At 51.1% G+C, this 25,550-nt stretch carries 18 protein-coding genes; 15 read left to right on the top strand and 3 right to left on the bottom strand.

Features of this window, described 5'->3' with window-relative positions:
- Positions 1-632 precede the first annotated feature (632 nt).
- The 4 genes from ACGG90_RS13680 to ACGG90_RS13665 all read left to right on the top strand — a co-directional run bounded on the left by ACGG90_RS13680 (position 633) and on the right by ACGG90_RS13665 (position 6,523).
- Entirely contained in the window at positions 633-2,666 is a 2,034-nt protein-coding gene (locus ACGG90_RS13680; RefSeq protein WP_390410287.1) for a DUF262 domain-containing protein, read from the top strand.
- 60 nt (positions 2,667-2,726) lie between these two features.
- The gene (locus tag ACGG90_RS13675) at positions 2,727-3,431 is read left to right on the top strand and encodes a restriction endonuclease (RefSeq protein ID WP_390410285.1); all 705 of its coding nucleotides are present in this window, start codon (positions 2,727-2,729) and stop codon (positions 3,429-3,431) included.
- A gap of 1,024 nt (positions 3,432-4,455) precedes the next feature.
- Positions 4,456-5,622, top strand: a complete 1,167-nt coding sequence (locus ACGG90_RS13670) for an MFS transporter (RefSeq protein ID WP_390410283.1) — start codon at positions 4,456-4,458, stop codon at positions 5,620-5,622.
- A gap of 220 nt (positions 5,623-5,842) precedes the next feature.
- Positions 5,843-6,523: a matrixin family metalloprotease gene (locus ACGG90_RS13665; protein ID WP_390410281.1), complete on the top strand. Its 681-nt coding sequence runs from the start codon at positions 5,843-5,845 to the stop codon at positions 6,521-6,523.
- A 93-nt stretch (positions 6,524-6,616) separates the two neighbouring features.
- Here ACGG90_RS13665 and ACGG90_RS13660 read toward each other — a convergent pair whose 3' ends face one another.
- Both ACGG90_RS13660 and ACGG90_RS13655 read right to left on the bottom strand, forming a co-directional pair.
- Positions 6,617-7,150, bottom strand: a complete 534-nt coding sequence (locus tag ACGG90_RS13660) for a 3'-5' exonuclease (RefSeq protein ID WP_390410279.1) — start codon at positions 7,148-7,150, stop codon at positions 6,617-6,619.
- A gap of 1 nt (position 7,151) precedes the next feature.
- Positions 7,152-7,919: an exodeoxyribonuclease III gene (locus ACGG90_RS13655; RefSeq protein ID WP_390410277.1), complete on the bottom strand. Its 768-nt coding sequence runs from the start codon at positions 7,917-7,919 to the stop codon at positions 7,152-7,154.
- A gap of 93 nt (positions 7,920-8,012) precedes the next feature.
- Between ACGG90_RS13655 and murB the strand changes: the two genes are divergently transcribed.
- The 8 genes from murB (at position 8,013) to ACGG90_RS13615 (ending at position 18,700) form a co-directional block, all read left to right on the top strand.
- Positions 8,013-8,900 carry a UDP-N-acetylmuramate dehydrogenase gene (gene murB, locus ACGG90_RS13650; RefSeq protein ID WP_390410275.1) on the top strand — a complete coding sequence of 296 codons (888 nt, stop codon included), beginning with the start codon at positions 8,013-8,015 and terminating at the stop codon, positions 8,898-8,900.
- A 199-nt stretch (positions 8,901-9,099) separates the two neighbouring features.
- Positions 9,100-11,187, top strand: coding sequence for a cation:proton antiporter (locus ACGG90_RS13645; RefSeq protein ID WP_390410273.1), 2,088 nt, complete (start codon positions 9,100-9,102; stop codon positions 11,185-11,187).
- Positions 11,188-12,470: 1,283 nt separating this feature from the next.
- Positions 12,471-13,010, top strand: coding sequence for a helix-turn-helix domain-containing protein (locus ACGG90_RS13640; RefSeq protein WP_390410272.1), 540 nt, complete (start codon positions 12,471-12,473; stop codon positions 13,008-13,010).
- A 15-nt stretch (positions 13,011-13,025) separates the two neighbouring features.
- Positions 13,026-14,141 carry an ABC transporter ATP-binding protein gene (locus ACGG90_RS13635; protein ID WP_390410271.1) on the top strand — a complete coding sequence of 372 codons (1,116 nt, stop codon included), beginning with the start codon at positions 13,026-13,028 and terminating at the stop codon, positions 14,139-14,141.
- A complete protein-coding gene (locus ACGG90_RS13630) occupies positions 14,122-14,940 on the top strand; it encodes an ABC transporter permease (protein ID WP_390410269.1) in 819 nt (272 codons plus the stop codon). The genes ACGG90_RS13635 and ACGG90_RS13630 overlap by 20 nt, the downstream gene beginning before the upstream one ends.
- Positions 14,937-15,761, top strand: coding sequence for an ABC transporter permease (locus ACGG90_RS13625; protein WP_390410267.1), 825 nt, complete (start codon positions 14,937-14,939; stop codon positions 15,759-15,761). Before ACGG90_RS13630 ends, ACGG90_RS13625 begins: the two co-directional genes overlap by 4 nt.
- Complete coding sequence (locus tag ACGG90_RS13620; RefSeq protein ID WP_390410265.1) at positions 15,745-16,818, top strand: ABC transporter substrate-binding protein; 1,074 nt, start codon at positions 15,745-15,747, stop codon at positions 16,816-16,818. The genes ACGG90_RS13625 and ACGG90_RS13620 overlap by 17 nt, the downstream gene beginning before the upstream one ends.
- Before the next feature lie 310 nt (positions 16,819-17,128).
- Positions 17,129-18,700, top strand: coding sequence for a helix-turn-helix domain-containing protein (locus ACGG90_RS13615; protein WP_390410263.1), 1,572 nt, complete (start codon positions 17,129-17,131; stop codon positions 18,698-18,700).
- A 177-nt stretch (positions 18,701-18,877) separates the two neighbouring features.
- Here the strand turns inward: ACGG90_RS13615 and ACGG90_RS13610 are convergent, their stop codons facing one another.
- Complete coding sequence (locus ACGG90_RS13610; RefSeq protein ID WP_390410261.1) at positions 18,878-21,649, bottom strand: cation-translocating P-type ATPase; 2,772 nt, start codon at positions 21,647-21,649, stop codon at positions 18,878-18,880.
- 372 nt (positions 21,650-22,021) lie between these two features.
- Between ACGG90_RS13610 and cdaA the strand changes: the two genes are divergently transcribed.
- From cdaA to glmM, 3 genes are read left to right on the top strand one after another with little or no spacing between them, the layout of a single operon-like run.
- Complete coding sequence (gene cdaA, locus ACGG90_RS13605) at positions 22,022-22,870, top strand: diadenylate cyclase CdaA (RefSeq protein ID WP_390410259.1); 849 nt, start codon at positions 22,022-22,024, stop codon at positions 22,868-22,870.
- Entirely contained in the window at positions 22,867-23,967 is a 1,101-nt protein-coding gene (locus ACGG90_RS13600; RefSeq protein WP_390410258.1) for a CdaR family protein, read from the top strand. Before cdaA ends, ACGG90_RS13600 begins: the two co-directional genes overlap by 4 nt.
- A gap of 21 nt (positions 23,968-23,988) precedes the next feature.
- Positions 23,989-25,344: a phosphoglucosamine mutase gene (gene glmM / locus ACGG90_RS13595; protein ID WP_390410257.1), complete on the top strand. Its 1,356-nt coding sequence runs from the start codon at positions 23,989-23,991 to the stop codon at positions 25,342-25,344.
- The last annotated feature ends 206 nt before the right edge of the window (positions 25,345-25,550 follow it).

Here is a 25,550-nt window from a genome sequence, read left to right as displayed (position 1 = left end):
GACGAAGTCCATCAGTTGGCGACCTGAACTGAATAACTGAATAGGTCGTGCGTCGAGCCGAAAACTGGGTCGGTCTGTTCGTGGTGCATCGATCACCAACTTCTCCGCTCAGTCAGTATTCGCAACGATCCAAACGTTGCTTTCAGACCGGCCAGATGCGATTTCATGTCCCCAATACCGAGGTGAATAATCCAGGATGATCAGTGTAACACTGAATGAGATTATGTAAACCGGAAGACGGGTTTTGCGGAAATGTGATTGGTTGATGCGTGCGGATAATTTGAATTTTCATAACCTACAACCAACCGAAGTGTCTATCGACAAGGAAGCGTGTTCATGGTAACTTAACACTGGCGGGAAGTTGAACGCAAAGTGATTAAAATTGACGATTTGGAAAAAGACAAACGCTGATTTATCAAGGATTGTTTAGGTATTCCCCGGCGGATGCGGGGGTGATCCCAAAATGGCCTATGAAGATGCATTCATTGATCGGTATTCCCCGCAGATGCAGGGGTGAATCCGAGCGTCAATTAAAGCAGGCCGACGTTCCTTAGTGTTTCCCGCAAGGTATCACTTTGATTAGGAAATTATGCTATGCTAGGTCTAAATTGCATAGATTGGAAGGCACAAGGATGAAGGGTAATGTGGCGCCGTTAGTTGATATCATTGAAGGAAAAAACAAGATTATTGAAATCCCCGTTTATCAACGCAACTATGATTGGAAGTACGAAAATATTGCCAAACTATTCCAAGATTTGATTTGGGTGGCACAGAACAATAAGCCGTCCCATTTCTTTGGTAGCATCGTGACCAAGACTGAAGATGGACATGAGGTGGTCGTGATCGACGGCCAGCAGCGGATCACCAGCATCACATTATTATTAGTCGCATTGCGAAAACGCTATCTTGATGAGAACAATCAGGAACGGGCAGATGAAATTTATGAAACGTATATCTATAACAAATTCACATCAGCCAATGATCACTATAAACTACGACCAATCAAGCGTGATTTAGAGCACTACAAGAAACTATTTCAGGCGCCTGAAAACTTTGCGCGGCCTTCTAATATCACGACCAACTATGAATTTTTTCAGAAAGCCATGGAAACTATGCCGATCACTAACGATCAGCTTTTTGATGCGATTGAGAAGCTTGAGGTGATGGAACTCAACTTACAAGCGGATGATGACCCACAATTGATATTTGAAAGCATCAATTCAACAGGTCTGGATTTAACCGATGCTGACAAGGTGCGAAATTTGTTGCTGATGAACGAAAGCTATGAGCGACAAACTGAATACTTTGAAAGTTATTGGAGTCAGATTGAGCGCCAGAGTCAATATGATGTGACACCGCTCATTAAATATTGGCTCACGAATCATCGTAATCGGGTGACCGCTAACAAGCGTTTGTATTTTGAATTTAAGGACTGCATCGGAGATTATCCAGATAAAGAGCAATTGCTACAAGAGCTGTTGATGTATGCCAATAACTATGAGATGCTCCTGAATGGTCAGACTGGTGTTGCCGATATTGACGCGTATTTGCAGCGAGATCAATATTTGATGAGTACCACGCAGAATGTGTTTTATCTGGGGATGTTGGCATCTGTCCGCACAGGTGAGTTGACCATGGCGGATTTTAAAGTGGCGGTCAAAATTGTCGAAAACTACCTATTTCGTCGAGCAATTGTGGAGGCGCCAACTAATGCGTTGAACAAAATCTTTGCGACGCTCCATCATGATGTGATGCGCAGACTTCACCCAGGAATCAGCTATGCCGATGTTTTGGCGGCAATTCTACTACGCAAGCGTGACTCTGGTCGCTTCCCTAACGACGAGGAATTCATTGAGAAGTTGAGTCAGCGTGATATCTATCGCTTGAAACCGGGGGTCCGCAGCTTCTTGTTTGAGCGGTTGGAAAACTTTGACAATAAAGAAGCCGTTGATGTCTTTGGAGGATTGGAAACAAAGAAGTTGTCGATTGAGCATATCATGCCTCAGAAATTGACGAATCAGTGGCGCCATGAATTAGGTAGCCAAGCAGATGAGATTCATGCGGCTTTACTGCACACACTAGGCAATCTAACCCTAACCGGTTACAATTCTGAGATGCAGAATGCCTCGTTTGATAAGAAACGCGCCTTTTATGCGACCAGCCATCTTGGATTGACACGAGCAGTGGGCGCGCAAGCTACATGGCAACAAGAACAAATTCGAGATCGGACTGAACAACTTGCGCATCAACTAGCCCGTATCTTTGCCTTGCCGAAAACTGATTACCACGATCCCGTTGTCATGCACGATGTTGAACCATTTGATCCAGAGCGAGATTACACTGGTTCAAAGCTTGTCGGTTATCAATTTCAAGATGGTCCGTTTGTCACGGATAAAGTGTGGAAACATATGCAGATTGGTGTTGTATCCGAACTATATGAGCGTTATCCTGAACAACTCAACATTCTGGCGTTGCAAGAACGGCAGGCGCGCGGATCCATGTTGTATAATGCCTTCAGCGATAAGCCAGAGCCGGGCTATACCCGAATTGCTGAAGGCGTCTACTTGTGGACGGATAATGGAACTTGGAACAAAATGCGCATGCTTCGCTATTTGTTTGATTTGCTAGAAATCGATGATGATGAGCTAGAGCTGCAATTTTCTTGATGATAACTGGCTTGATGTAATGAAGGTTAAGCCCAATGTCTCAATTAAGGAGAGATCGTAATGATAGATCAATCAGTGACCCACAAAAAATACGGCCACGGTATTGTAAGCGCGTTTGATGGTGACTTGATTACCGTTAAATTTGATACAGGTATGGTAAAACAACTAGCCTATCCTTTAGTCTTTGAGCGTGGAATATTATACCTTGACGATACCGTGGCACAGGCAAAGTTATTGGCGACATTGGCTGACAAGAAACAGGCGGTGGCTCCGGCAACGCACAACGGTCCGGCTGATCACCAACAGATATCTCGCGACCATACTATACCACGACACATCTCAGAGTTGATTGTTGGCCATGGCTATACCAATGCAGAACTATCATCGGCTTTTCTGGTCTCCAAACAAGGCGGTATGCGCCGGTCAAAGCGGACGAATTCATTGGTACTAATTGCCAAGCACAGTGATGATCCGGAACGAAACCCTTATGAGGATCGCTGGGAGAATGATGGCTTATTTCACTACACGGGTATGGGTCGATCAGGAGATCAGAGCCTTGAATATATGCAGAATCGGACGTTGAATGAGTCCAACACTAATGGCGTTAATGTTTATCTCTTTGAATCTTCTCGTGCCAATGAGTATGTCTACCGTGGCGAGGTCACCTTGGCCAAAACGCCTTATGCGATTCAAGAAAAAGATGCTGGTGGTAACAGTCGGCGGGTGTATAAGTTTCCATTAGCGGTAAAGCTTATAGGAGAATGATTGGGTAATCTCGCCGCATATGTGTATTTGTGAGGGCGATATTGATATAACTATCATTGAAATTAATCAATCGTATTGAGACACTTGGCTGTTAAAGCAGTTGGGTGTTTTTATTTTTGGGCTGATATGGCGCTTTATGACTATGGTTTACGTAGCTCGATTGACTTTACGTTAACACATCCAAAAAATGTGATTCTTCTTTGTCGATATAATGATTTGAGTGAAACTGCTTGTTAAATTCGTTTCGTAAAACAGCTGATGCAATACAATCAGAGATTCAGCGGTTTTATTGACAATGTCAGGTAGTTTGGCGATTGAGTCAGTTTAATCACAGTACACGGCAAGACAAGAATTGTTCGCTTGAATGCCAAGAAATAAAACGCGAGAGGGATCATCGTAAGTGCAGGTTGTTTTATAGGGTGCGTGAGCTAATTGCAGACATACCTGTTGGCCTATTCCTTAGCACTAATCTAATTCATACATAATCATGAAATTTATCTCGACAATATTGCGTATTCGTGTTAACTTAAAAACCTAGACGTGGAAGACAGCAAAGTAATGAAAAGTGACAACTATACAAAATGTAAACGTTGATAGATCGCGGATTGTTTAGTGTACTCCCCGCGGATGCGGGGGTGATCCCAGAGACAGAAGAGGCACCAAGAAAGTCAGATGGTATTCCCCGCGGATGCAGGGGTGATCCCAAAAGTTACCGGCGGTCATCGCGCACCAGACAGTATTCCCCGCGGATGCGGGGGTGATCCCTACTTGTGGGCGCGTGGCATAGAGAAATATCTGTATTCCCCGCGGATGCGGGGGTGATCCCGTTTTGGATAGTTGTCACATCAGGCAGTTGCAGTATTCCCCGCACATGCGGGGACTTTTCGTTTTCAAAGTCATTAACACCGCGCCCATGTGCAGCCCTCACAAACCACTCATATCTATTGCAGCGCCATGCCCAACCCATCCCCCCTGCAAACTGTGGTACAATAATCTTTATCGTTTTCAGAAAGAAGGCCGCAGCTTGCCTGCTCAGACTAAAAAAATCTTCACCAAAGACACCACCTTGATCCTCTTCGGCAGTTTCTGCTACATGTCCACCACCATGCTGGTCAACCCATTGATCGTCGGCTTTACCACCAGCCTGGGTGAAACGGCTTTTGTCGCCGGCTTGATTGCGGCGGTGATGAATCTCACCAGTTTGGTTTTCCGCCCGTTTGCCGGGCAGCTCACCGATCGCATCTCAAAGTTCCGCCTGGCACTCATCGGCGGCATCCTACTGCTGATTGCCGGGCTGGGTTATGCGACGGCCACAGCCGGGTGGATGATTGCGGTGGTGCGGGTGATCAACGGCTTGGGATTTGCCTTGTGTTCGGTGTGTATGGCGACATGGCTTTCAGGGCTGTTGCCGCGTGATCGCATTGGTGCGGGGATGGGTTATTATGGCATGATGAACGCCTTGGGCATGGCGATCGCCCCGGCATTAGGGATCTTTGTCTATCAGCACATCGGCTATCGCGCGGCGTTCTTGTGTGCAGTGGTGCTTGCAGGGAGCTTGTTGATCATGATCCAATTTATCACCGATCATGGTCGGCCAGCCGCCAAGGCACCACAAACAGCTCCGCAGCACCTGCGGATTGTACAGCCGCAGGTGGTGCCGGTGGCGTTGTTGATCATGTTGTTATCGATTCCGTACTTTGCCACCCAATCATACTTAGTGGAGTACGTGGCCAGTCGGCATTTGCATGTGATGGTAGGGAGCTTCTTCTTGATTTACGCCGGGATCTTGTTGGCGCTGCGGTTGGGGCTGAAGGATTATTTTGACCGTTTGCCGTTTCGCTATTTTCTTGCCGCAGGGGTGCTGGCCAATGCCATTGGGATGCTTGGGATGACGTTTCTGGTGAATAACTGGATGATGCTGATTGCGGCGTTTGGTTTGGCCGGCGGTTATGGTGTGATGTACTCGGTGTGTCAAGCGACCAGTTTGTTGATTGCGCCACTTAACGAGCAAGGCTTGGCCAATTCCACGTTTTACATCGGCATGGATGCGGGGATGGTGCTGGGGCCGATCATCGGCGGGGCGCTGTTTAGCGGGTTGCCGCATGTGTGGTTTTATCCGGCGCTGATGGTGACGCTGCCGTTGGTGGTGATCGTTTACTTACGCTATCGTAAACAGTTGGCACAGTCATAAGCTTGTGGTAAAATTGACTTGTCTCGAGGGAGCACAGACAGCTTGCAGTCTGAAAGAGACATAAACGATCCCGTGAACACGTCCGATTTTGCGTAAGAAGCGGGAGGAGACAGGCATTCGCAATTGTTGTGGTGCCTGTTTTTTTTGTCTAAAAAATCATTAAGGACAGCGTGAATTCACCCAACTTCCGGTATGCTTAATCAATGAAGGAGGTGCCGCTTTGAAATTTCTGCGATTCTTGCTGCGCGTGGCGCTGCTTTTGGCGGTGTTGGCCGCGTGGCGCTATGTTGTGTGGCCTCAGCTGCCAAGCAATCAAGCGCCAATGCCAACTGCCAGCAGCGCGACGACAAGCGTTTCGACCAGCAGCGCCACTACCAGCAGCACCAAGGCGTCAAGTGCCAGTGACACCACTGATGCCACACCGACTGAGTCAATTGTGCAAGGCATGAAGTTGTCGTCAACGTATTATTATCATTATGACCGTGCGACGCCGCAGAACATGCGGCCATTGTTTGAACAAGCCGTCGCCACTTATAACCGCACCGGCATTGTGACACTTAAGCCAGGCACCGCTTCCAGCACGCAAAATGGTATCACCTTTGGCGTGTATCACAAACAAATGCCGGCTAACACCACCAGCTTCGAGCTGGGCAAAGGCGGCCCGACCATCACCCAGCGCTTTGGCATTGTGCAATCAACGATCAACCATGCCCATGTCCAACTGAACTTAACTTACGCCAGCCAGTTGTCTAAATCCGTGGCGATGCACGAAATCGGCCATGCACTAGGCCTAGATCACTCACCGGCCACCACATCGATTATGTACCCGGTGGATCAAGGCATCACGACCTTGTCCGGCGCTGATCTCAATGGCTTGCGTAATATTTATCCAGCCAAGTAACCACACCGACGAGCCATTGTGCCACGCCAAGTCACGCAAACGGCGCTGCACCGCGATTTAGAATCGTGGCGCAGCGCCGCTTGATGTCACAGCCTATGCGGTTTTCAGCCAGCTGTTCAACCGGTCAACGCCGAATTGTTGCGCTTCGCTTAACAAGATCCGCGCGCAGGCGTAACTGTCTTGCAAGGCGTTGTGATGGTGTTCCAGCGGAATATTCAAGGCGTCTGAAACTGTGTCGAGCTTATAATTAACCAGCCCCGGCAACAAGGCGCGCGACGTTTTGACGGTGTCGATGACTTGATATGCTGGTACCGGCAAGTCGTAGCGTTCCAAGCTGCGGCGCAACACCGACACGTCAAAAGGCGAATTGTGCGCGGTGACAATGCGCTGCGGGGTGAAGAAGTGTTGGATATGCGGCCAGATCTTGGGAAAAGTCGGCGCGCCGGCCACTTGTTGCGGCGTGATGCCATGCACTTGAATGTTGCGCGGTGAAAAATTGACTTCCGGGTCGATCAAAGAGTAGAAGGCATCAACAATTTGGCTGTTTTCCACCACCACCAACGCCACCGAACATGCCGAAGCGCGCTGGGCGTTGGCGGTTTCGTAATCCATTGCGATGAAATCCATGCTATGCCTCCAAGCTGTCAGCCACGGTTAATTCAACGGGGCAATGATCAGAGCCTAAGATCTCGGTATGGATCTTGGCGTCTTGCATGTAAGGCACGAAGTCATCAGAAGCGACAAAATAGTCGATGCGCCACCCGGCATTGCGCGAACGGGCGCCGAAGCGGTAGCTCCACCAAGAATAAATATCAGTTTGATCCGGGTAGAAGTGGCGGAAAGAATCTACGAACCCGGCACTCAGCTGGGTGGTAAAATCTTGGCGTTCTTCGTCGGTAAAGCCGGCGTTGTGGTGGTTTGAGGTGGGGTTCTTCAAGTCGATAGCTTCATGCGCCACATTCAAATCCCCGCAATACACCAAAGGCTTCTTGGCCGCCAGTGCTTTGGTGTAAGCCAAGAAAGCTTGATCCCAGTCTTGTCGGTAATCCAGCCGTTTGAGTTCGGCGCCGGAGTTTGGTGTGTAGACGGTGATCAAATAGAAGTTTGGGTATTCTAAGGTGATCACGCGGCCTTCAGTGTCATGTTCAGCCACCCCGATGCCATAAGTAACATTCATTGGTTCATGTTTGGTAAAGATTGCCGTGCCAGAGTAGCCTTTACGCTGGGCATAGTTAAAATATTGATGGTAGCCAGGCAGCTCTAATGTGGCCTGACCAGCTTGCATCTTCGTTTCTTGCAGGCAGAACCAATCGGCGTCGAGTTGGTTGAAAGTTTCATAGAAATCCTTTTTTAAGACGGCTCGCAAGCCATTCACGTTCCAAGAAATCAGCTTCACAAGATCAGCTCCTTTGGGCCTATTGTACAAGAGCCCGCAACAAACGACAACTGTGTTAGAATAACAACAGAATGGAAGAAAGAAGGATGCACCGTGGACGCAACATTGCCAGATTCGCTTGAGATCTTGCGCGACGAACCGTTGAGCAAGTACACTTTTACCAAAACCGGAGGGCCGGCTGACCAACTGGCTTTTCCCACCAGCATCCAAGAGGTGCAGCAACTGCTGGCCTATGCCAAGGCGGAAAGCCTGCCGCTGACGGTGATCGGCAACGCGTCGAATCTGATCGTCAAAGACGGCGGCATTCGCGGCTTGGTATTGATCTTGACCAAGATGAAAACCATCCAAGCCCAAGGGCAGCGCGTGGTGGCTGAAGCAGGCGCACGCTTGATCGACACCACCGAAGCCGCGTATCAAGCCGGCTTAACCGGCCTTGAATTTGCCGCCGGGATCCCAGGATCTGTCGGCGGCGCGGTATTTATGAACGCCGGGGCGTATGAAGGCGAAGTATCTGAACACATCGAATCAGTCACTGTGTTGACGCAAGCTGGGCAGCTGAAGACTTACCCCAATTCGCAGATGGCCTTCTCTTATCGCCACTCGCTGGTACAAGCAACCGGTGACGTGGTGGTGTCAGCGACGTTCAAGCTGGCGCCTGGCGACAAGCCGGCGATTCGCCAGCAAATGGATCACCTCAACGCCTTGCGCGCCAGCAAGCAGCCGCTGGAGTATCCGTCTTGCGGCTCGGTTTTCAAGCGGCCGCCTGATCATTATGTCGGCCCGATGATCCAACAAGCTGGTTTGCAAGGCCACATCATTGGCGGCGCGCAGATTTCCACCAAACACGCCGGCTTCATCGTCAACATCGGCGGCGCCACGGCCAGTGATTATCTGGCGATGATCCACTTGGTGCAGCGCGAGGTGTTTGCGAAATTTGGCGTGCATCTGCAACCGGAAGTGCGCATCATCGGTACCGATTAACCTGCCTCGAGGCTGAGACATCAAGCACTTTTAGCCAAACGCACAAGCGCCCAGATACCACGATCCTGAACTTTGAATCGCGGTATCTGGGCGTTTGTGTGACTTGGCGTTGCTTTATGTCTCGCGACTATGGGAATTATGTCTCATTCCTGTTTTCGTATCTGTGGTAAACTGAAAAAAGTGTGGAGGAGGCGAGGGCATGGCGTTATTAACAGCAATCATTCTCTTATTGTGTTTGGTGATTTTATCTAATGTGTTAAGCCATTATATTGTGGCGGTACCGGTGTCCTTGATCCAAGCGGCTTTAGGGTTGATCGTGGCGGTGGTGTTTAACTTAAAGCTCGACATGGATACCGATTGGTTCATGTTGCTGTTCACAGCGCCTTTGTTGTTTAACGATGGGCGGCATTTTCCCAAAAGCGAGCTGTGGGCGTTAAAAGGCCCAATCGTAGGCAACGCCATTTTCTTGGTGTTTGTCACGACGTTTGTTGGCGGCTGGTTCATTCACTGGCTGATCCCGACGCTGCCGCTGGCGGCAAGTTTGGCGTTGGCGGCGATCTTGAGTCCCACCGATCCCATTGCCGTGCAAAGTATTGCCGAGCGTGTGCATCTGCCCAAAGGGATCTTGCATTTGGTGGCAGGGGAAAGTTTGATCAACGATGCCAGCGGCTTGATCGGCTTCAAATATGGCATCGCCGCCACAGTCACCGGCAGCTTCGTGGCCACGCGCGCGATTGGCGACTTCTTCTTTGTGGCAATCGTCGGCGCCTTAGCTGGGGCGGGTTTGATCGCGTTGATCAACTTAGGCCGCTTGTGGCTGTTGCAACAAGGCATCAATGATGTCATTTTGCATACCGTGTTGCAAATCGTCACGCCGCTGGTGATTTATTTGGCAGTCGATGAGGGCTTGCATGCTTCTGGCGTGATCGCGGTGGTGGTGGCAGGCCTGTTGAATAACGCCCGGGGCAATCGCTATATCAGTGCGCTGCCGGAGTTGCGGATCGTGTCTGAGCGCACCTGGGATATCATTGTGTATTTGCTGAACGGGATCATTTTCTTGATCTTAGGCATTGAATTGCCGGTGGCGATGCACAGCACGATTGCCGCGCGCGATGTGAACACCTGGCAGGCGCTGTTGGATGTGGTGTTGGTGTATCTAGTGGTGTTGGTGATTCGCGTGGCTTGGGTGTGGAGTTACCAAAAGCTCGGCCATCTGCCGCAAGTCGGCTTCAAAACGGCCTTGTTGTCCGGTTTATCCGGCGTGCGCGGCGCGATCACGTTAGTCGGGGTGTTGGCGGTGCCAATGCGCTTGGCTGACGGCCAGCTTTTTCCAGAACGGCACTTGATGCTGTTCATCGCTGCCGGGTTTGTGGTGTTGAGCTTGGTGGTGGCAGTGGTGGGGCTGCCTTTGATCACCCAGTCGCGCACGCCGCTGACGTTGCGCGGGTCTTCAGTGTCGGCAACCAGCGATGAAGAAACCACGCCAGTTGAAGCACCGCGCCAGCTGACGGTGGCGCAAGCGCAGCGCTTCTTGTATCAAATGGCGGTGCGGCGCATTGAATCTGAACGCCGCGAACAGAATCAAAAGCCGGCGCTGGATTTGATCAGCGAATACCAACTATTGATCCGCCGCTTGGATCTGCAAGCCGACGATTCACAAGCGCTGATTCCGCCGCTGGTGCAAGATGAACTACAACTGCGGCGCATCGGCTTAGACGGGGAACTTGCGACGCTACAAGCCCAGCGCCAAACCTTGGCGCCTCAGCTGTATCGCAAGTTTGCCAAGCGCATCGCCCGCCGTCAAGCCGATATCGATACGATGTTGGCGCATCACGGCACGCCGACACTGCGCATGCGCTTGGCCCGCTGGCGCTTGGCGTTGACGCATCGCAGCCAGCACTTGATTGGCTGGCATGCCGCTGGCCAAAATGCGCGCCTGACCTTGGAGAAGGATCTGGCCAAAGGCGGGCTGAAGCATTTGTCTGCATATTTAAAACGCCCAGAACAGCGTAAGCATCACTACAATCGCCAGGTGATCTATGCGTTGATCGTGCAATATCGCAGCCGCATCGCGACGGTGAAGGCGAAGCAGCACAAGTCGCTGCAATATGAGTCTGAATTGTGGCGCTTGCGCACTGTCGCTTTGGCAGCAGAGCGCGCGGCGATTCATGATTTGCATGAGCAAGGTTATATCGATAACCATTTGGCGGCGCATTTGAGCCAAGGCGTCAACAACGCCGAAACCGCTGCAGCAATTATAGACCAAAGCGGAACAGCTCGTACTTAGCGGTGTGTGTAAGGCAGCCTGAGCTGATGGCGGTTTGTGCCATTGGATCGAGCTGACGTTTGGGCCAGACCTGCCGGACCGGGGGCGCGTTGCGCCGTGGGCCAGCGGGTCGGCGCAGGCGGTGCGGCCGGCTGCAACCACGCAAAGTACGCGTGTTTTCCGCCTAACTTTTGAGCTTTGCACTCGCCTGCGGCTCGCCTTGCAAATCTCAAAAGTTGCCGCGATCACCGCCGCAAGCCAAGCACAACCCGCTCGTCTTGTGCCGCTGATCGTTTCACGGCCTGACCGACCCGCTGGCCCACGTCACAACGCGCCCCCGGTCCTCCTTAGTCGAAATTAGCTGACGTTGTGATCGAGCAAAGCAGGTTTGGCCAAGGCGACGTGTAGCAGTTAGCGAAATTTATCAGCAGCTGCCTGCATGTCCAGTCAGTCTGAGAATCGACCAGCAGGAGCTGCAGTGAACTGATCCGCAGTGCGATAATGTAAATTACAGGCGTTTTGTTGAACGTTGCTGCGGCATCCAATCTGAATAGCAGTGATTGACCACAAGCTTAAATAATGCGTCACGAGTCCGGTAACACGAACTCATGATGCATCTTTTGTGTCTCATCAGAATGTTGCACCGCTTAATGCTGATGTTAATAGTCGGTGGTCCTAGAACTATTTCTGACATGCCACATTTTTCATTGAAGGCGTCGATTCATCATGTTTGCTTTGCCAGAATCCAATCTGATTCCAATAACGTAGGAGCGGTGCAGCGAAGCGGTGTGGCGCCAACTCGCCGCCGCCACATCGCGCAGCGGAACCGCTCCGGCCCATCACCATAACCCCAGCGTCACCAGCCTCATGCAGCGGCCAAGTGCCCTTTACTTGGCTGATGCTGCTCATCGCGGCAGTTTCAAAGACAAGCAAGGTGAGCGCAGCGAGCGCTTGGCTTTGAAACTAGGTGGAAAACGCGCGTCCTTTTGCGCGGTTGGAACCGGCCGCACAGCCTGCGCCAACTCGCCGCCGCCACATCGCGCAGCAAAACCGCTCCGGCCCATCACCATAACCCCAGCGTCACCAGCCTCATGCAGCGGCCGAGGGCGCTTTTTTGCATTGTCATCATTTTGCCACAGATAAATTAACAGAATCTGCTTGTAATCGTGGCATCAGCCATTATAATTAGAGCTTGGCAGTAAACTTAATGTTTAGTTTAAGCAAACCTGGCGCGTGTTCACACCGCGCCACAACAAGGTGGGCGACAGGCGAGTCAAGCCAAGGCTTGACTAAGGGGGTGTTCCATGGAGATAGGCCAGAAAATTCGTGATTTACGGATCCAAAAGAATCTGACTCAAGAAGAATTGGGTGAGCGTACGGATTTGAGTAAAGGGTATATCTCACAACTTGAACACGGCCAATCGTCGCCTTCCATGGAGACCTTCTTCGACATTCTGAATGTCTTAGGCCAAACGCCGGCGCAATTCTTCGCTGAAACGCCTAATCAGCAATTGGTGTACACCAAAGATGATCAGGTGACTTATGAAGACGAAGAACACGGCTATACCTTGCGCTGGCTGGTGCCTGAATCCAATGAGAACGAAATGGAGCCGGTGCGCATCGATTTTGCCGCCGGCGGGGAGTTCAAGACCTTTGAGCCAAGTCCGGCGGAAACTTTCGTGTATGTGGTCCAAGGCCGCGTGCAATTGGCTTTAGGTGAGCATCGCTACTTAGCCAAGCGCGGCGAGACGATTTATTTTCATGCGACCAAGCAACATAAAATCATCAACGCCGCCAAAGGCCATTCGGTGATCATGCTGGTTGCCACTGCATCGTATTTGTAAACTGGGGGAGTCATATTGAGCAAAACCATCATCGAACTGAAGCACGTCTCGAAAAACTACGACGATACGGTCGTGTTAAAAGACATTAACATTGAGATCGAACAAGGCAAATTCTACACCTTGCTGGGCCCCAGCGGCTCCGGCAAGACCACGATCTTGCGCGCTATCGCCGGCTTTTTAGACGTTTCTGAAGGCGACGTTTTATTTGAAGGCAAGCGCATCAACGATGTGCCGGCTAACGAGCGGCCGGTGAACACCGTTTTCCAAGATTACGCTTTGTTCCCGCATTTAAATGTCTTTGAGAACGTCGCATACGGCTTGCGCATCCGCAAGACGCCGAAGAAGACGGTGACTGAGAAAGTCACCAACGCCTTGAAAATGGTCCGCCTGGAAGGCTTGGCCGATCGGGAGATCTCCGAGCTTTCCGGCGGCCAACAACAGCGCGTTGCCATTGCCCGCGCCATTGTCTTAGAGCCGGCGGTGTTGTTGCTGGATGAACCGTTATCGGCTTTGGATGCCAAGCTGCGCAAAGACATGCAATATGAACTGCGCGAATTGCAACAGCGCTTAGGCATTACCTTCTTGTTTGTCACCCATGATCAAGAAGAAGCTTTAGCGTTATCTGATGAGATCTTCGTCATGAACGACGGCGAAGTCCAACAATCCGGCACACCGGTGGATATTTACGATGAGCCGATCAACCATTTTGTTGCCGACTTTATTGGCGAATCCAACATCGTGTCCGGCCACATGGTTCAAGACTACTTGGTGGAATTCAACGGCAAGACCTTCGAATGTGCAGATGCCGGCATGCGGCCCAATGAACCAGTTGAAGTCGTGCTGCGGCCGGAAGACTTGGATCTGGTGCCGATCAATGAAGGCAAAGTCCAAGTCAAAGTCGACACCCAATTGTTCCGTGGGGATTATTATGAAATCGTCGCTTATGACCAATTGGACAACGAATGGCTGATCCATTCCACCAATCCGGCAGTGGATGGCGAGGTGTGCGGCGTGACTTTTGACGCCGAAGACATTCACGTCATGCGCTTGAACGAATCGGAAGAAGACTTCGATGCGCGGCTGGAAAGTTATGAAGGCGGGGAGGACGACGATGAAGAAAACCAACACTAACGTCGCGTTCTACGTGCCTTATGTGCTGTGGCTGCTGTTGTTTGTCATCGCGCCGATGATGTTGATCGTGTATCAAAGTTTCTTTGACATCAATGGCAATTTCACCTTGGCCAATTACCAGACGTATTTTGCCAGCGGCACTTATATCTTAATGACCTTCAACTCAGTGTGGTATGCCTTCGTGATCACCGTGGTCACCTTGTTGATCGCTTATCCGACGGCGTATTTGCTGCATTACACCAAGCACAAGCAGTTGTGGCTGTTGTTGATCATCTTGCCGACTTGGATCAACTTGTTGCTTAAAGCGTATGCCTTTATTGGCATCTTCTCGCAAAATGGCGGGATCAACACGTTCTTGCGCATGGTGGGCATCGGCCCTAAGCAGTTCTTATTCACCGATGCGGCATTTATCCTGGTGGCCAGCTATATCGAGATCCCGTTTATGATCTTGCCGATTTTCAACGGCATCGAAGAGCTGGACGAAAGCTTCGTCAACGCCAGCCGCGACCTTGGTGCGCGCGGGTGGCAGACCTTTACCAAGGTGATTTGGCCGCTGACGATTTCTGGGGTCAAGTCCGGCGTGCAAGCGGTCTTTATCCCCAGCTTAAGCTTATTCATGCTGACGCGCTTGATCGGCGGCAACCGCGTGATCACCTTAGGTACGGCCATTGAGGAACATTTCTTGGTGACAATGAACTGGGGGATGGGCTCGACGATCGGGGTCATCTTGATCGTGGCCATGGTGATCATCATGTTCTTAACTGGTGAACGCAAGAAGAAACGGGGGCGCCACGCATGAGAAAATTCAAATGGTCTAACCTGTATCTGATCTTCGTGTTTATCATCTTGTATGTGCCGATCGTGTATTTGATCATGTATTCCTTCTCCAAAGGCGATACCATGACCAATTTTCAAGGCTTCACCTTCAGCCATTATGCGGAATTGTTCGCTGATACGCGCATGATCCAAATCGTCATTGACACTTTGTTGTTGGCGCTGTTGTCCAGTTTGATCGCCACGGCAGTTGGGACTTTAGGAGCGTTGGCAATCAGCCGCACCACCAAGCCAATCGTCAAAAACACCATTTTGTCGTTGAACAACATCTTAATGGTGTCGCCTGATGTCATTATCGGCGCCAGTTTCTTGATCTTCTTCACGGCACTGCATTTGCCGTTGGGCTTTGGGTCGGTGCTGTTAAGCCATATCGCCTTCTCCATTCCAATCGTGGTGTTGATGGTGCTGCCGCGGCTGCAAGAAATGCGCCAGTCGATGTTAGACGCCGCGCGGGACTTAGGGTCCAACAACTGGCAGACCTTAAGCCGGGTGATTTTGCCTTTCATCACGCCTGGGATCTTCTCCGGGTTCTTCATGGCGTTCACTTACTCGCTGGATGACTTTGCGGTAACGTTCTTTGTCACCGGTAACGGCTTCTCCACGCTGGCGGTGGAAGTCTACGCGCGCGCTCGGCAAGGCATTTCTTTGGAAATCAACGCTTTGTCTGGGGTGATGTTCTTGTTTGCCTTGGTCTTGGTGGTGGGGTATTACTTCATTCAACAAGGCTCAGTGCACAGAAAGCAACGCAAGCACAAGGAGGCCCAACACATTGAAGAAACTCATTAGTATGACCGTCGCCGTGTTGATCGCTGTGTGTGCGTTGGCCTTGTGGTCCAGCGACTTGCAGAAATCGCAAGGCGCCACTGGTGATAACACCTTGAACCTGTACAACTGGGGCGATTACATCGACCCGGCGTTGATCAAGAAATTCGAGAAAGAAACCGGCTATCATGTGAATTATGAAACCTTCGATTCTAACGAAGCCATGTACACCAAGATCCAACAAGGCGGCACGTCTTATGATTTGACGGTGCCTTCTGAATACATGATCGAGAAGATGAAGAAGGCCAACATGTTGATCCCCTTGGATAAATCTAAGCTCAAAGGGCTTAACAACATGAACAAAGATGTCTTAAACCGCAGCTTTGATCCTGGTAACAAGTATTCCATCCCATATTTCTGGGGAACGCTGGGCATCATCTACAACGACAAATTCGTCAAGCCTGGCGCCATTCAGCACTGGGATGATTTATGGAAGCCGGCTTATCGTGATAACATCATGCTGGTTGACTCGGCGCGCGACATCTTAGGCTTCTCCTTGGTGTCGTTAGGCAAGTCGATGAACACCACCGATGCGCCGACGCTGCAAGCGGCCAAAGGCAAGCTGGATGAATTGGCGCCAAACGTCAAAGCCGTGGTGGCTGATGAAATCAAGATGTACATGGCGGACAACGAAGCCGCAGTGGCCGTTGATTGGTCAGGCGAAGCCGCTGATATGATGGCGCAGAATTCCCATTTGCATTACATCGTACCTTCAGAAGGGTCTAATTTGTGGTTTGACAACATCGTCATCCCCAAAACCGCCAAGCACTTCAAGGCCATTTATGCCTTCTTGAATTTCATCGATGACCCCAAAAACGCCGCTCAAAACGCCGAGTATGTAGGTTACACTACGCCTAACGCCGCCGCGCAGAAGCTGCTGCCGAAGAAGATCCGCGACGATAAGCAATTCTACCCAGACGAAGCCGTGATCAAGCGCTCTGAAGTCTATAAAGACCTGGATCCTGCTGTCGTCGGGATGTACAACGATTTGTTCCTTGAATTCAAGATGTACCGCAATTAATTGATCTGCCCGGCTATGGCCCACAATTCGTTACTGAATTGTGGGCCATAGCTGTTTTTGATTGCAGCGGCACAACTTTTTGCGCATTTAATGCTGACCGGTTGGTACGACAGACTCATCACCTTTTCACACCAGAAGCCTGATATTACCCGCTTTTAACCGCAATTCACGATCGCTCATGCGAATATGATGAGGAAACGTTCAGAACTCCTTAATAATTCTTACGGATATTGACCGTTTTTACGTGAATGAATCTTTATAATTGTTCTTGACGAAACCGAAAAGGGGAGGAGTGAAGAACGTGGCATCCATGGCAAAAACGCACGATGACGTTTTCTTATCGAGCTCAGCAAGCGACCGCTTGAACTTGTACAAAACGATCTTGGAGTTACGCGCATCACAGGTCAGCGTTGGGGAACGCTTGGCCGCACAACGCAAGGGTGAGACTTTGGTCAAGGAGGTGAATCTGCGCGCCGTTGCCGCAACGACAGAGCGCAATTATGGCAGTATCTATAATATTTACAACGATCTATTGCTCGTGTTAGGTGACATTGCTGGTGATCCGCATGCGGATCTGGCCACGCTGTTTGCGATTCCAGTGGCGACGGTCCGCTTATATATGATCAAGCAAACCGATGCTTGGCATTTCTTACAAGCGGTATTAAGCGGCGAGTTTGCAAACTTTGAAGAGTTCGCTGCCTCTATGCATTTGTCGCGCTTGACCGTGTTGCGCCATCTCAAACCGCTCAAGAATTTGGCGGAACACTTTGGCATTCAAATGCATCCAGAAGCGTTGAAATTCAGCGGCAGCGAACGCCAGATCCGCTTGTTTATGATGACTGTGATCTGGAAAGCCACTGCTGGCGCTGAGTGGCCCTTTGCCGACTTAAGCGAGTCTTCTGCAGCTCGGTTGATGGACACGCTTTATCTCACCTTAGACTCACAACCGACCAATCCGGTTGCACGCCAGCTGGCCATGTATTATTTGGCGATTGCCTATCGGCGGGTGCTAGAGGGGCATGTGCTGACGTATGACCGCAACCAAGCGGTGTTGGATTATCCTTTGCCCAGCTTAGATTTGGCGTTAGGCCATGGGCGGTTTGCGGATTTCCAATTGCCGCCGATGACGCGCAATCAATTGATGGGCGAAACCGAGTTTGGCTTCTTCCTGTTGCATTTTGAACCGGTATTCATGGTGGGCAGCGATCCGCAATTGCCGATCGTGGTGGAACGCTTCAGGCGCTATGCCCCAGGCATCTATCGCTTGGTCACCAGCTTTGTCGCGGCGTTTTCTGAGTGGCTGCCGCATCAAGATGACGGCCAAGAGAATGTGTTGATTGCCGATTTATTGGCAGTCACCAGCTCGGTGGTGGCCTTGGGCACAGATTTCAATGCCTTGGTGGCTTATGCGTTCAACCGCAACTTGCAGCAGCGTCAAGAAGATCCGCAATATCTGCGGGCGATTCGGCAGACCTTGACGCAGGTGATGCTAAGCAAGCACTTGGAGAATTTCATTGAGCTGATCGATCCTTTAGCAGAGAATTATTATCGCAACCTCATTCAACTACGCGGGGTCTTTCATCCGCGCGAACCGCTAAAAGTCGCCTTGGTGGTGGAGCAAACTATTTTGGAGTATGTGGATCTGATGGCGATGATCTCCCAGCAGCCGTTTGTCGAGCTGCTGCCGAACCAATGCGACTTGGTGCATGCGGATTTGGTGATCAAATCAAGCGCCTTGCCGCTTGATTTGCCTAAAGATGTGACCCAATATACTTGGGAGCCAGGCGCTTCGCCTGATCGTTTCGGCGAGTTGTATGCGGTGTTGGTGTCATTGTGGTGGGGCAAGTCAGCCAGCATCGAATCCAGCCGCCGCCGCGCCTAAGCAGCCCGCATTTAGCGGTTGAGATAAGGCGAGATGACATTTGGGCCCAAGCCACAACGCTTCGCATGCCTTGCTCCTTGGACTAAGCTGCATCCCAAATATGTGCTGAACATTGATTTGCTCAAACCAAATAACGCCTCATCATCAATTCAGATGGTGAGGCGTTATTATATTTGCTTAAGCGCGCTTGCTTGCGCGATGACGGACAAAAGCTTTGCGCGCTTCTTCGATCAAGAATACTGGAATCGGAATCGCGGCTAAGAACAGCCAATCTGCCCCAGCTAAAGCGGTCGTGTTAAACAAGCCTTGGAACAATGGTACGATCGTCAATACGAACAACAAGCAGACTTCAAAGACGATGCCGTACCAAATGCGCTTGTTGGAGAAGATACCGGCTTTAAATACTGAGGCGTTTTGCGTGCGGCAGTTCAAGGCGTTGGCGATTTGGAAGAAGACAATCGAGCCTAATACCATTGTGGTGGCGCGGGCATAGCCATTGCCGGAAGCGAACAAGGCGACTTTCGGCCAGCCGTTTTGCCAGTTGACAAAGAAGTAGGCAAAAGACGAAATCACACTGGTCAACAAGCCATACCAAGCAAAGGCTTTGATGATCACTTTGCGGTTGAGCAAGTGGGCATCACGCGGCCGCGGCGGCTGGCTCATGACCCCAGCTTCGGCGGGTTCTGAGCCTAAACCAAGCGCCGGCAGCATGTCAGTGCCTAAATCAACGGTAAGGATCTGCATGATCGTCATCGGCAGCGGGATCATGCCGCGAGAGAACAGAAACAGCATCGACGGGGTGGCTTCTGGCACATTGGAGCTGAGGATGTAAGTCAAGAACTTCTGCAAGTTGGCATAAACCGCCCGGCCTTCTTCAATGGCCGCCACGATCGAGGCAAAGTTGTCATCAGTCAAGATCATGTCTGCAGCGTCTTTGGCCACGTCGGTACCGGTCACGCCCATGGCCACGCCGATGTCGGCTTTCTTCAAGGCTGGCGCATCGTTGACGCCGTCGCCAGTAGAAGCCACGATTTCACCGTTTGCTTGCAAGGTCGAGACGATCTTGTATTTCTGCTCTGGGGCGACCCGAGCGAAAATGATCTCGCCGCGCAAGGCTTCTTGCAGCTGCGCTTCACTCATGGCATCCAATTCAGTGCCGGTAACCACGCGGGCTTTGTCAGAGGTCAAGCCGATTTTAACGGCAATGGATTTGGCAGTCAGGGTCGAATCGCCGGTGACCATGATGATCTTGATATTGGCGCGGTGGCACTTGGCCACAGCGTCGTAGATTTCTGGGCGCGGCGGATCGGCCATCACCGTTAACCCGACAAAAGTCAGCTGCGTTTCGGTATTCTCAATGGTCATTTGCGCAAGCTGGGCTTCTTCATCCTCAGCTTGAGGCAGCTGGCGGTAAGCCACAGCCAAGCTGCGCAAGCCCATTGCCGCATATTTGCTGTTGGCTTCGTCGATATCCTTGCGGTCTTGGGCGGTCAAAGGCCGCGGCTTGCCGTTTTCCAGGATCGTGTCGCATTGAGGCAAGAGGTCAGACAAGCTGCCTTTGACACAAGCGGATAAGGTATGTTCGTCGTGTTGATGAATGGTGCACATGCGCTTGCGGTCGGAATCAAATGGGAATTCTTTCAGCCGCGGGGTTTCTTGCTCGGCTTTAGCCAAATCAAAGCCGGCTTTTTCCGCCAGCACGATCAAAGCCGCTTCCGTTGGCGTCCCTAAGATCTTGGATTTGCCGTCTGCTTGTTGGACGCGGGTATCGTTGTTTAAGGCCGAAACGCGCAACAAGACTGCCAGATCCGGATCGTCGTGGAAATCCACAGGCTGATCGTTAAATTCGATGTGGCCATTGTTGACATAGCCTTGGCCGCTGACGGTATAAGTCCGATGGGCCAGCCAAATATGGTTGACAGTCATTTGATTCTGGGTCAGTGTGCCGGTTTTATCTGAACAAATCACCGTGGTTTCGCCTAAAGTCTCAACGGAATTCAAGTCTTTGACCAAGGCGTGTTTCTTGGCCATGCGCTGGACGCCATGGGCCAAGGATAAGGTCACTGTTGGCAGCAAGCCTTCCGGGATGAACGCCACGATCATCCCCAAGGCGAAGATGAAGGATTTGGCGATCGGGTAGTGGACAAAGAAGATCGCGGCAATGAAGAAGGCGATACCGATGCCAATGGCGATCAAGGAAATCTGTTTGGTCAAGCGATCCAATTCCAACTCCAGCGGGGAGCGGACCTTAGATTGTTGTTGTGTCAGTGTGGCAATGCGGCCAAATTCGGTTTGCATGCCTGTGGCGTAACACACCGCCAAAGCGGTGCCGGCGCCGACAGTGGTGCCGGCGTAGATCAAGTTGGTTTCGGCAAATTGGCCGTCGCCTGGTTCATAGCGCACCGTCTTGGATTCCGGCACCGATTCACCAGTCAAGGCGCTTTGGTCAACTTGCAGCGAAGTCGCTTCAAGCAAGCGCGCATCAACTGGCACCGCATTGCCGGCTTGCAAGGCAAAAATGTCGCCAGGCACCAAATCAGTGGCATTGACTTGTTGCAATTTGCCATCGCGATACACTTGCGTATACGTTGGCAACATCGCCATCAATGAATTGGTGGCTTTCTTGGCTTGATATTCTTGCCAGAAAGAGAAGACGCCGTTGATGATGTTGACCAGCCAAATGGCGATGCCAAGTTCCAAAGTGCCAGACAAAATCGCGATCAAGCCGGAAACCCACAATAGAATAGCCATCAGACTGGCGAAATTCTTCAAGAAGACCTTCAGTTGTGACGTTTGCTCAGCTTGGGTGATGGTGTTGGTGCCATATTGTGCCAACCGTTTCTCAGCTTGGTCTTGGCTGAGGCCGGTTTTAGAAGTTTCCAACTGGGCGAGGACATCAACTGCGTCCGCCTGCGCGAATTGTGCGCGCTTTTGTTCAGTCGCGTTCATAATCCCACGATCCTTTCTTAACGCAAAGTGCCGCTGGCAATGTCAGCGAAACTGCCAAGCGGCGGTGTAGATTCTTTGTTACGCCTATTCTAACGCATTGAAAGCGCCTCAACCACCGCAAAGTATTCAAGTTCTGGCATATTATGAACTAAATCATGGCAGGGCCCTAGACCGCGTAGCGTCGCGCGCAATCTGGCCGCTGAAAAATATTATTTTATCGATGAAAATCGGGATACGGCCAAGCGGCTTGGTGCTTGCGGACTAGCAAAGGATGCCGCAAGCGCGGCGTTGGCGCCGTGCACTAAGACTTTTCAAATTAGCCTAGGAATCGTGGTATAATTGCACGGATAACTAGAAATGGGAGGATAGCGCATGCAGACATTTCTTGCCCACCTGCTGACTTGGTCGACAGTGGCCAATGTGATCGACGTGGCCGTGGTGTGGTATGTGGTTTACCGCTTGATCATGCTGATTCGCGGGACCAAGGCGGTGCAGCTGCTTAAAGGGGTCTTTGTGATTGCCATCATCAAGATCATTTCATGGTATTTGCAGCTTAAAACTGTAGGCTATGTCACTGATCTGGTGATCACCTGGTCTGTGCCGGCACTTGTGATCATTTTCCAACCTGAGATCAGACGCGGGTTGGAACACTTAGGGCGCGGCTCGGTGGTGCCATGGACCAAGCAGAACGAACATGTGACCGAACAGAAGATGGTCGCCGAATTAGACAAAGCGATCCAATACATGAGCAAGCGCCGGATCGGTGCTTTGATCACTATCCAGCAAAATACGGGCTTAGAAGACTATATTGAAACTGGCATCGGCATCGATGCTGAAGTGACTGGCGAATTGCTGATCAATATTTTTATCCCGAATACGCCGTTGCACGACGGGGCCGTGATCATTCGCGACAACCGCATCGCCGTGGCCGCCGCTTACTTGCCGCTATCAGAGTCCAACTTGATTCCCAAAGAACTCGGCACCAGACACCGCGCGGCGGTGGGGATCAGCGAAGTGACAGATGCGTTGACCATCGTGATTTCAGAAGAAACTGGCGGGGTGACGGTGACCAACAACAATCACCTGATCCGCGATTTGACGCGCGAAGATTATATGAAGCTGCTGACGGCGCAACTGGTGCCAGCAGATGACGACCAACCACAGTCGGGCTTGAGTCATCTCTTTGCCCACTTCTTTTCTAAAGGAGGCGCAAAGCGATGAAATTCTTTAACGACTTCTGGGAAAGCAAATGGGCTTATCGCGCCTTGGCGTTATTGTTGGCAATCGGCTTGTTTGCTTATGTCAACGCTGAAAATATCAACAACACCCGCCAAGACGCCCGCACTGAAACCTCGATCACGGCGACGGCCAAGCGGACTTTGAAGGTGCCGCTGCAGTTGAATGCCGATTCGGATAAGTATTTTATTACCGGCTACCCGGAAAAAGTTGACGTGACCATTGAAGGGGCTGCGTCGTTAGTCACCGTGACAGCCAACACCCAGAATTTTCGCATCATTGGCGATTTGTCCAAACTTGGGGTCGGCAAGCACACGGTGCACCTGCGTCAAAGCGGGCTGAACAAGGCGTTGACCTATAAGATCAAACCAGCGACTATCACCGTCAAGATCCAAGATCGCAAAACCCGCCGCTTACCGATCCAAGTGAAGTATAATAAGGATTCGCTGGCCCCAGGCTATACCGTCGGCACGCCAAAGCTTGGCGATGAAACAGCCGACATCACCGGGGCCAAAGGCGAAATCGACCGGGTGTATCAAGTTGTAGCCAATGTGGTCATGAAGCGCAACACCAAAGATGATGTTAACGAGGAAGTGATGCTGCAGGCCTTAGACCAAGACGGCAACACGGTTAATGTTGTGGTCAACCCAGAAACGGTGCATGTGACTTTGCCGATTTATCTGCCTTCCAAGCACGTGAAGGTAAGTCTTGACCCCACCGGCACGCCGGCGCAAGGCAAGAATGTGACATTGAGTACGAACACGCAAAGCGTTGAGATCTATGGGGCCAAAGCAATGTTGGATGATATTTCAACGCTTGATGTGCCAGTTAGTGTAACTGGCGTGGCCAGTTCAACAACCAAGACCATTTCGCTGACCAAGGCCTTTCCGAAGTTGACGGCAGCGACGCCAGAGTCGATCAAGGTGCAAGTGATCGTCAGTGACACAACCAGCGCCACTAGCGATACTGATGCAAGTGCCACCAGTTCCAGCAGCAAGAAAGATGCGACATCCAGCAGCACCAGTCAAAGCAGTGCCTCAAGTGCTGATAAAGATGCCGCAAGCAAAGATTCAACTGACTAAGATGAAATGAGGAATTACAAGATGACGAAGTATTTTGGTACCGATGGGGTTCGTGGAATCGCAAACCAAGAGTTGAGCCCAGAATTAGCTTTTCGCTTGGGCCGTTGCGGCGGATACGTGTTGACCCAACACGCCCAAGACAGCGCCAAGAAGCCTAAGGTCTTAGTGGCTCGCGACACCCGCGCCAGTGGGGAAATGTTGGCTTCAGCGTTGACTGCCGGCTTGTTGTCGGTAGGCATCGAGGTTTTGAACCTTGGCGTGATCACCACGCCGGCTGTGGCTTACCTGATCCGCGTGCAAAGTGCCGCTGCAGGGATTCAGATCTCTGCGTCACATAATCCAGCAGAAGACAACGGTATCAAGTTCTTTGGCCCAGACGGCTTCAAGCTGTCTGACGATACTGAAGAAGAAATCGAAGCATTATTAGATGCCCCAAGCGATGACTTGCCGCGCCCTGCTGCAGAAGGGTTAGGCACAGTTGCCGAATATCCAGAAGGCGCCTTGAAATATACCCAATTTCTGGAACAGACTTTATCCGATGACTTGACTGGGATCCATGTGGCTTTGGATGCCGCAAATGGTGCCACCAGCGGTTTGGTATCGCGCTTATTTGCTGATTTGGATACCGAATTTGACACCATGGCCACCAAGCCTGATGGCATCAACATCAACAAAGGCGTCGGCTCCACGCATCCACAAGCATTGGCTAAGTTCGTGGTGGAAAAAGGCGCCCAAGCCGGGTTGGCCTTTGATGGCGACGGGGATCGTTGTATCGCCGTTGATGAGAAGGGTCAAATCGTTGATGGCGATAAGATCATGTTCATCTTAGGCAGCTACATGAAAGCCCAAGGCCGCTTGAAGAAAGACACTGTTGTGACCACGGTGATGTCCAACCTTGGCATGTACAAAGCACTTGAAGCCAACGGCATGCAGTCGGTGCAAACTGCCGTGGGCGATCGGCATGTGTCTGAAGAAATGCGCGCCAATGGCTATAACATCGGCGGCGAACAATCTGGACACGTTATTCTGTCGGATTACCACAATACCGGCGATGGCATGTTGACGGGCATCCAATTGCTCAATGTGATGAAGCAAACTGGCAAGCCATTGTCTGAACTGGCCGCCCCGGTGACGACTTATCCGCAAAAACTTGTCAACGTGAAGGTCAAAGACAAGAACAACTGGGAACAATATCCAGAAATCAAAGCCGCCATTGCGTCAGTTGAAAGCAAAATGGCCGGCGACGGCCGCGTCTTGGTTCGCCCGTCAGGCACTGAAGCCTTGTTGCGGGTCATGGCCGAAGCCAAGACCCAACCGTTAGTCGACAGCTATGTCGATGAAATCGTCCAAGTCGTTGAAAACGTGATGGGCGAATAATATCAAGCAAACTAAGCGCCTGTGTCTTCTTTTTAGAAGAATGCAGGCGCTTTTGTGTCCAAAGCGGAGCAGCCCGCACGTAAGCACCCAACCAAATGACGTTCAATAATCAAAAGCCCAGTATCTGAGAGGCGATTTTTCCTCTCAGATACTGGGCTTTGATCTTGATCTGCTGCCAGATTCTTATGACTGCTTCCAATTCCATG

Source organism: Lacticaseibacillus jixiensis (genome assembly GCF_042847315.1).
GTDB classification, from domain to species: Bacteria; Bacillota; Bacilli; order Lactobacillales; family Lactobacillaceae; genus Lacticaseibacillus; species Lacticaseibacillus jixiensis.
This window is presented reverse-complemented; position numbering and strand designations above follow the sequence as displayed.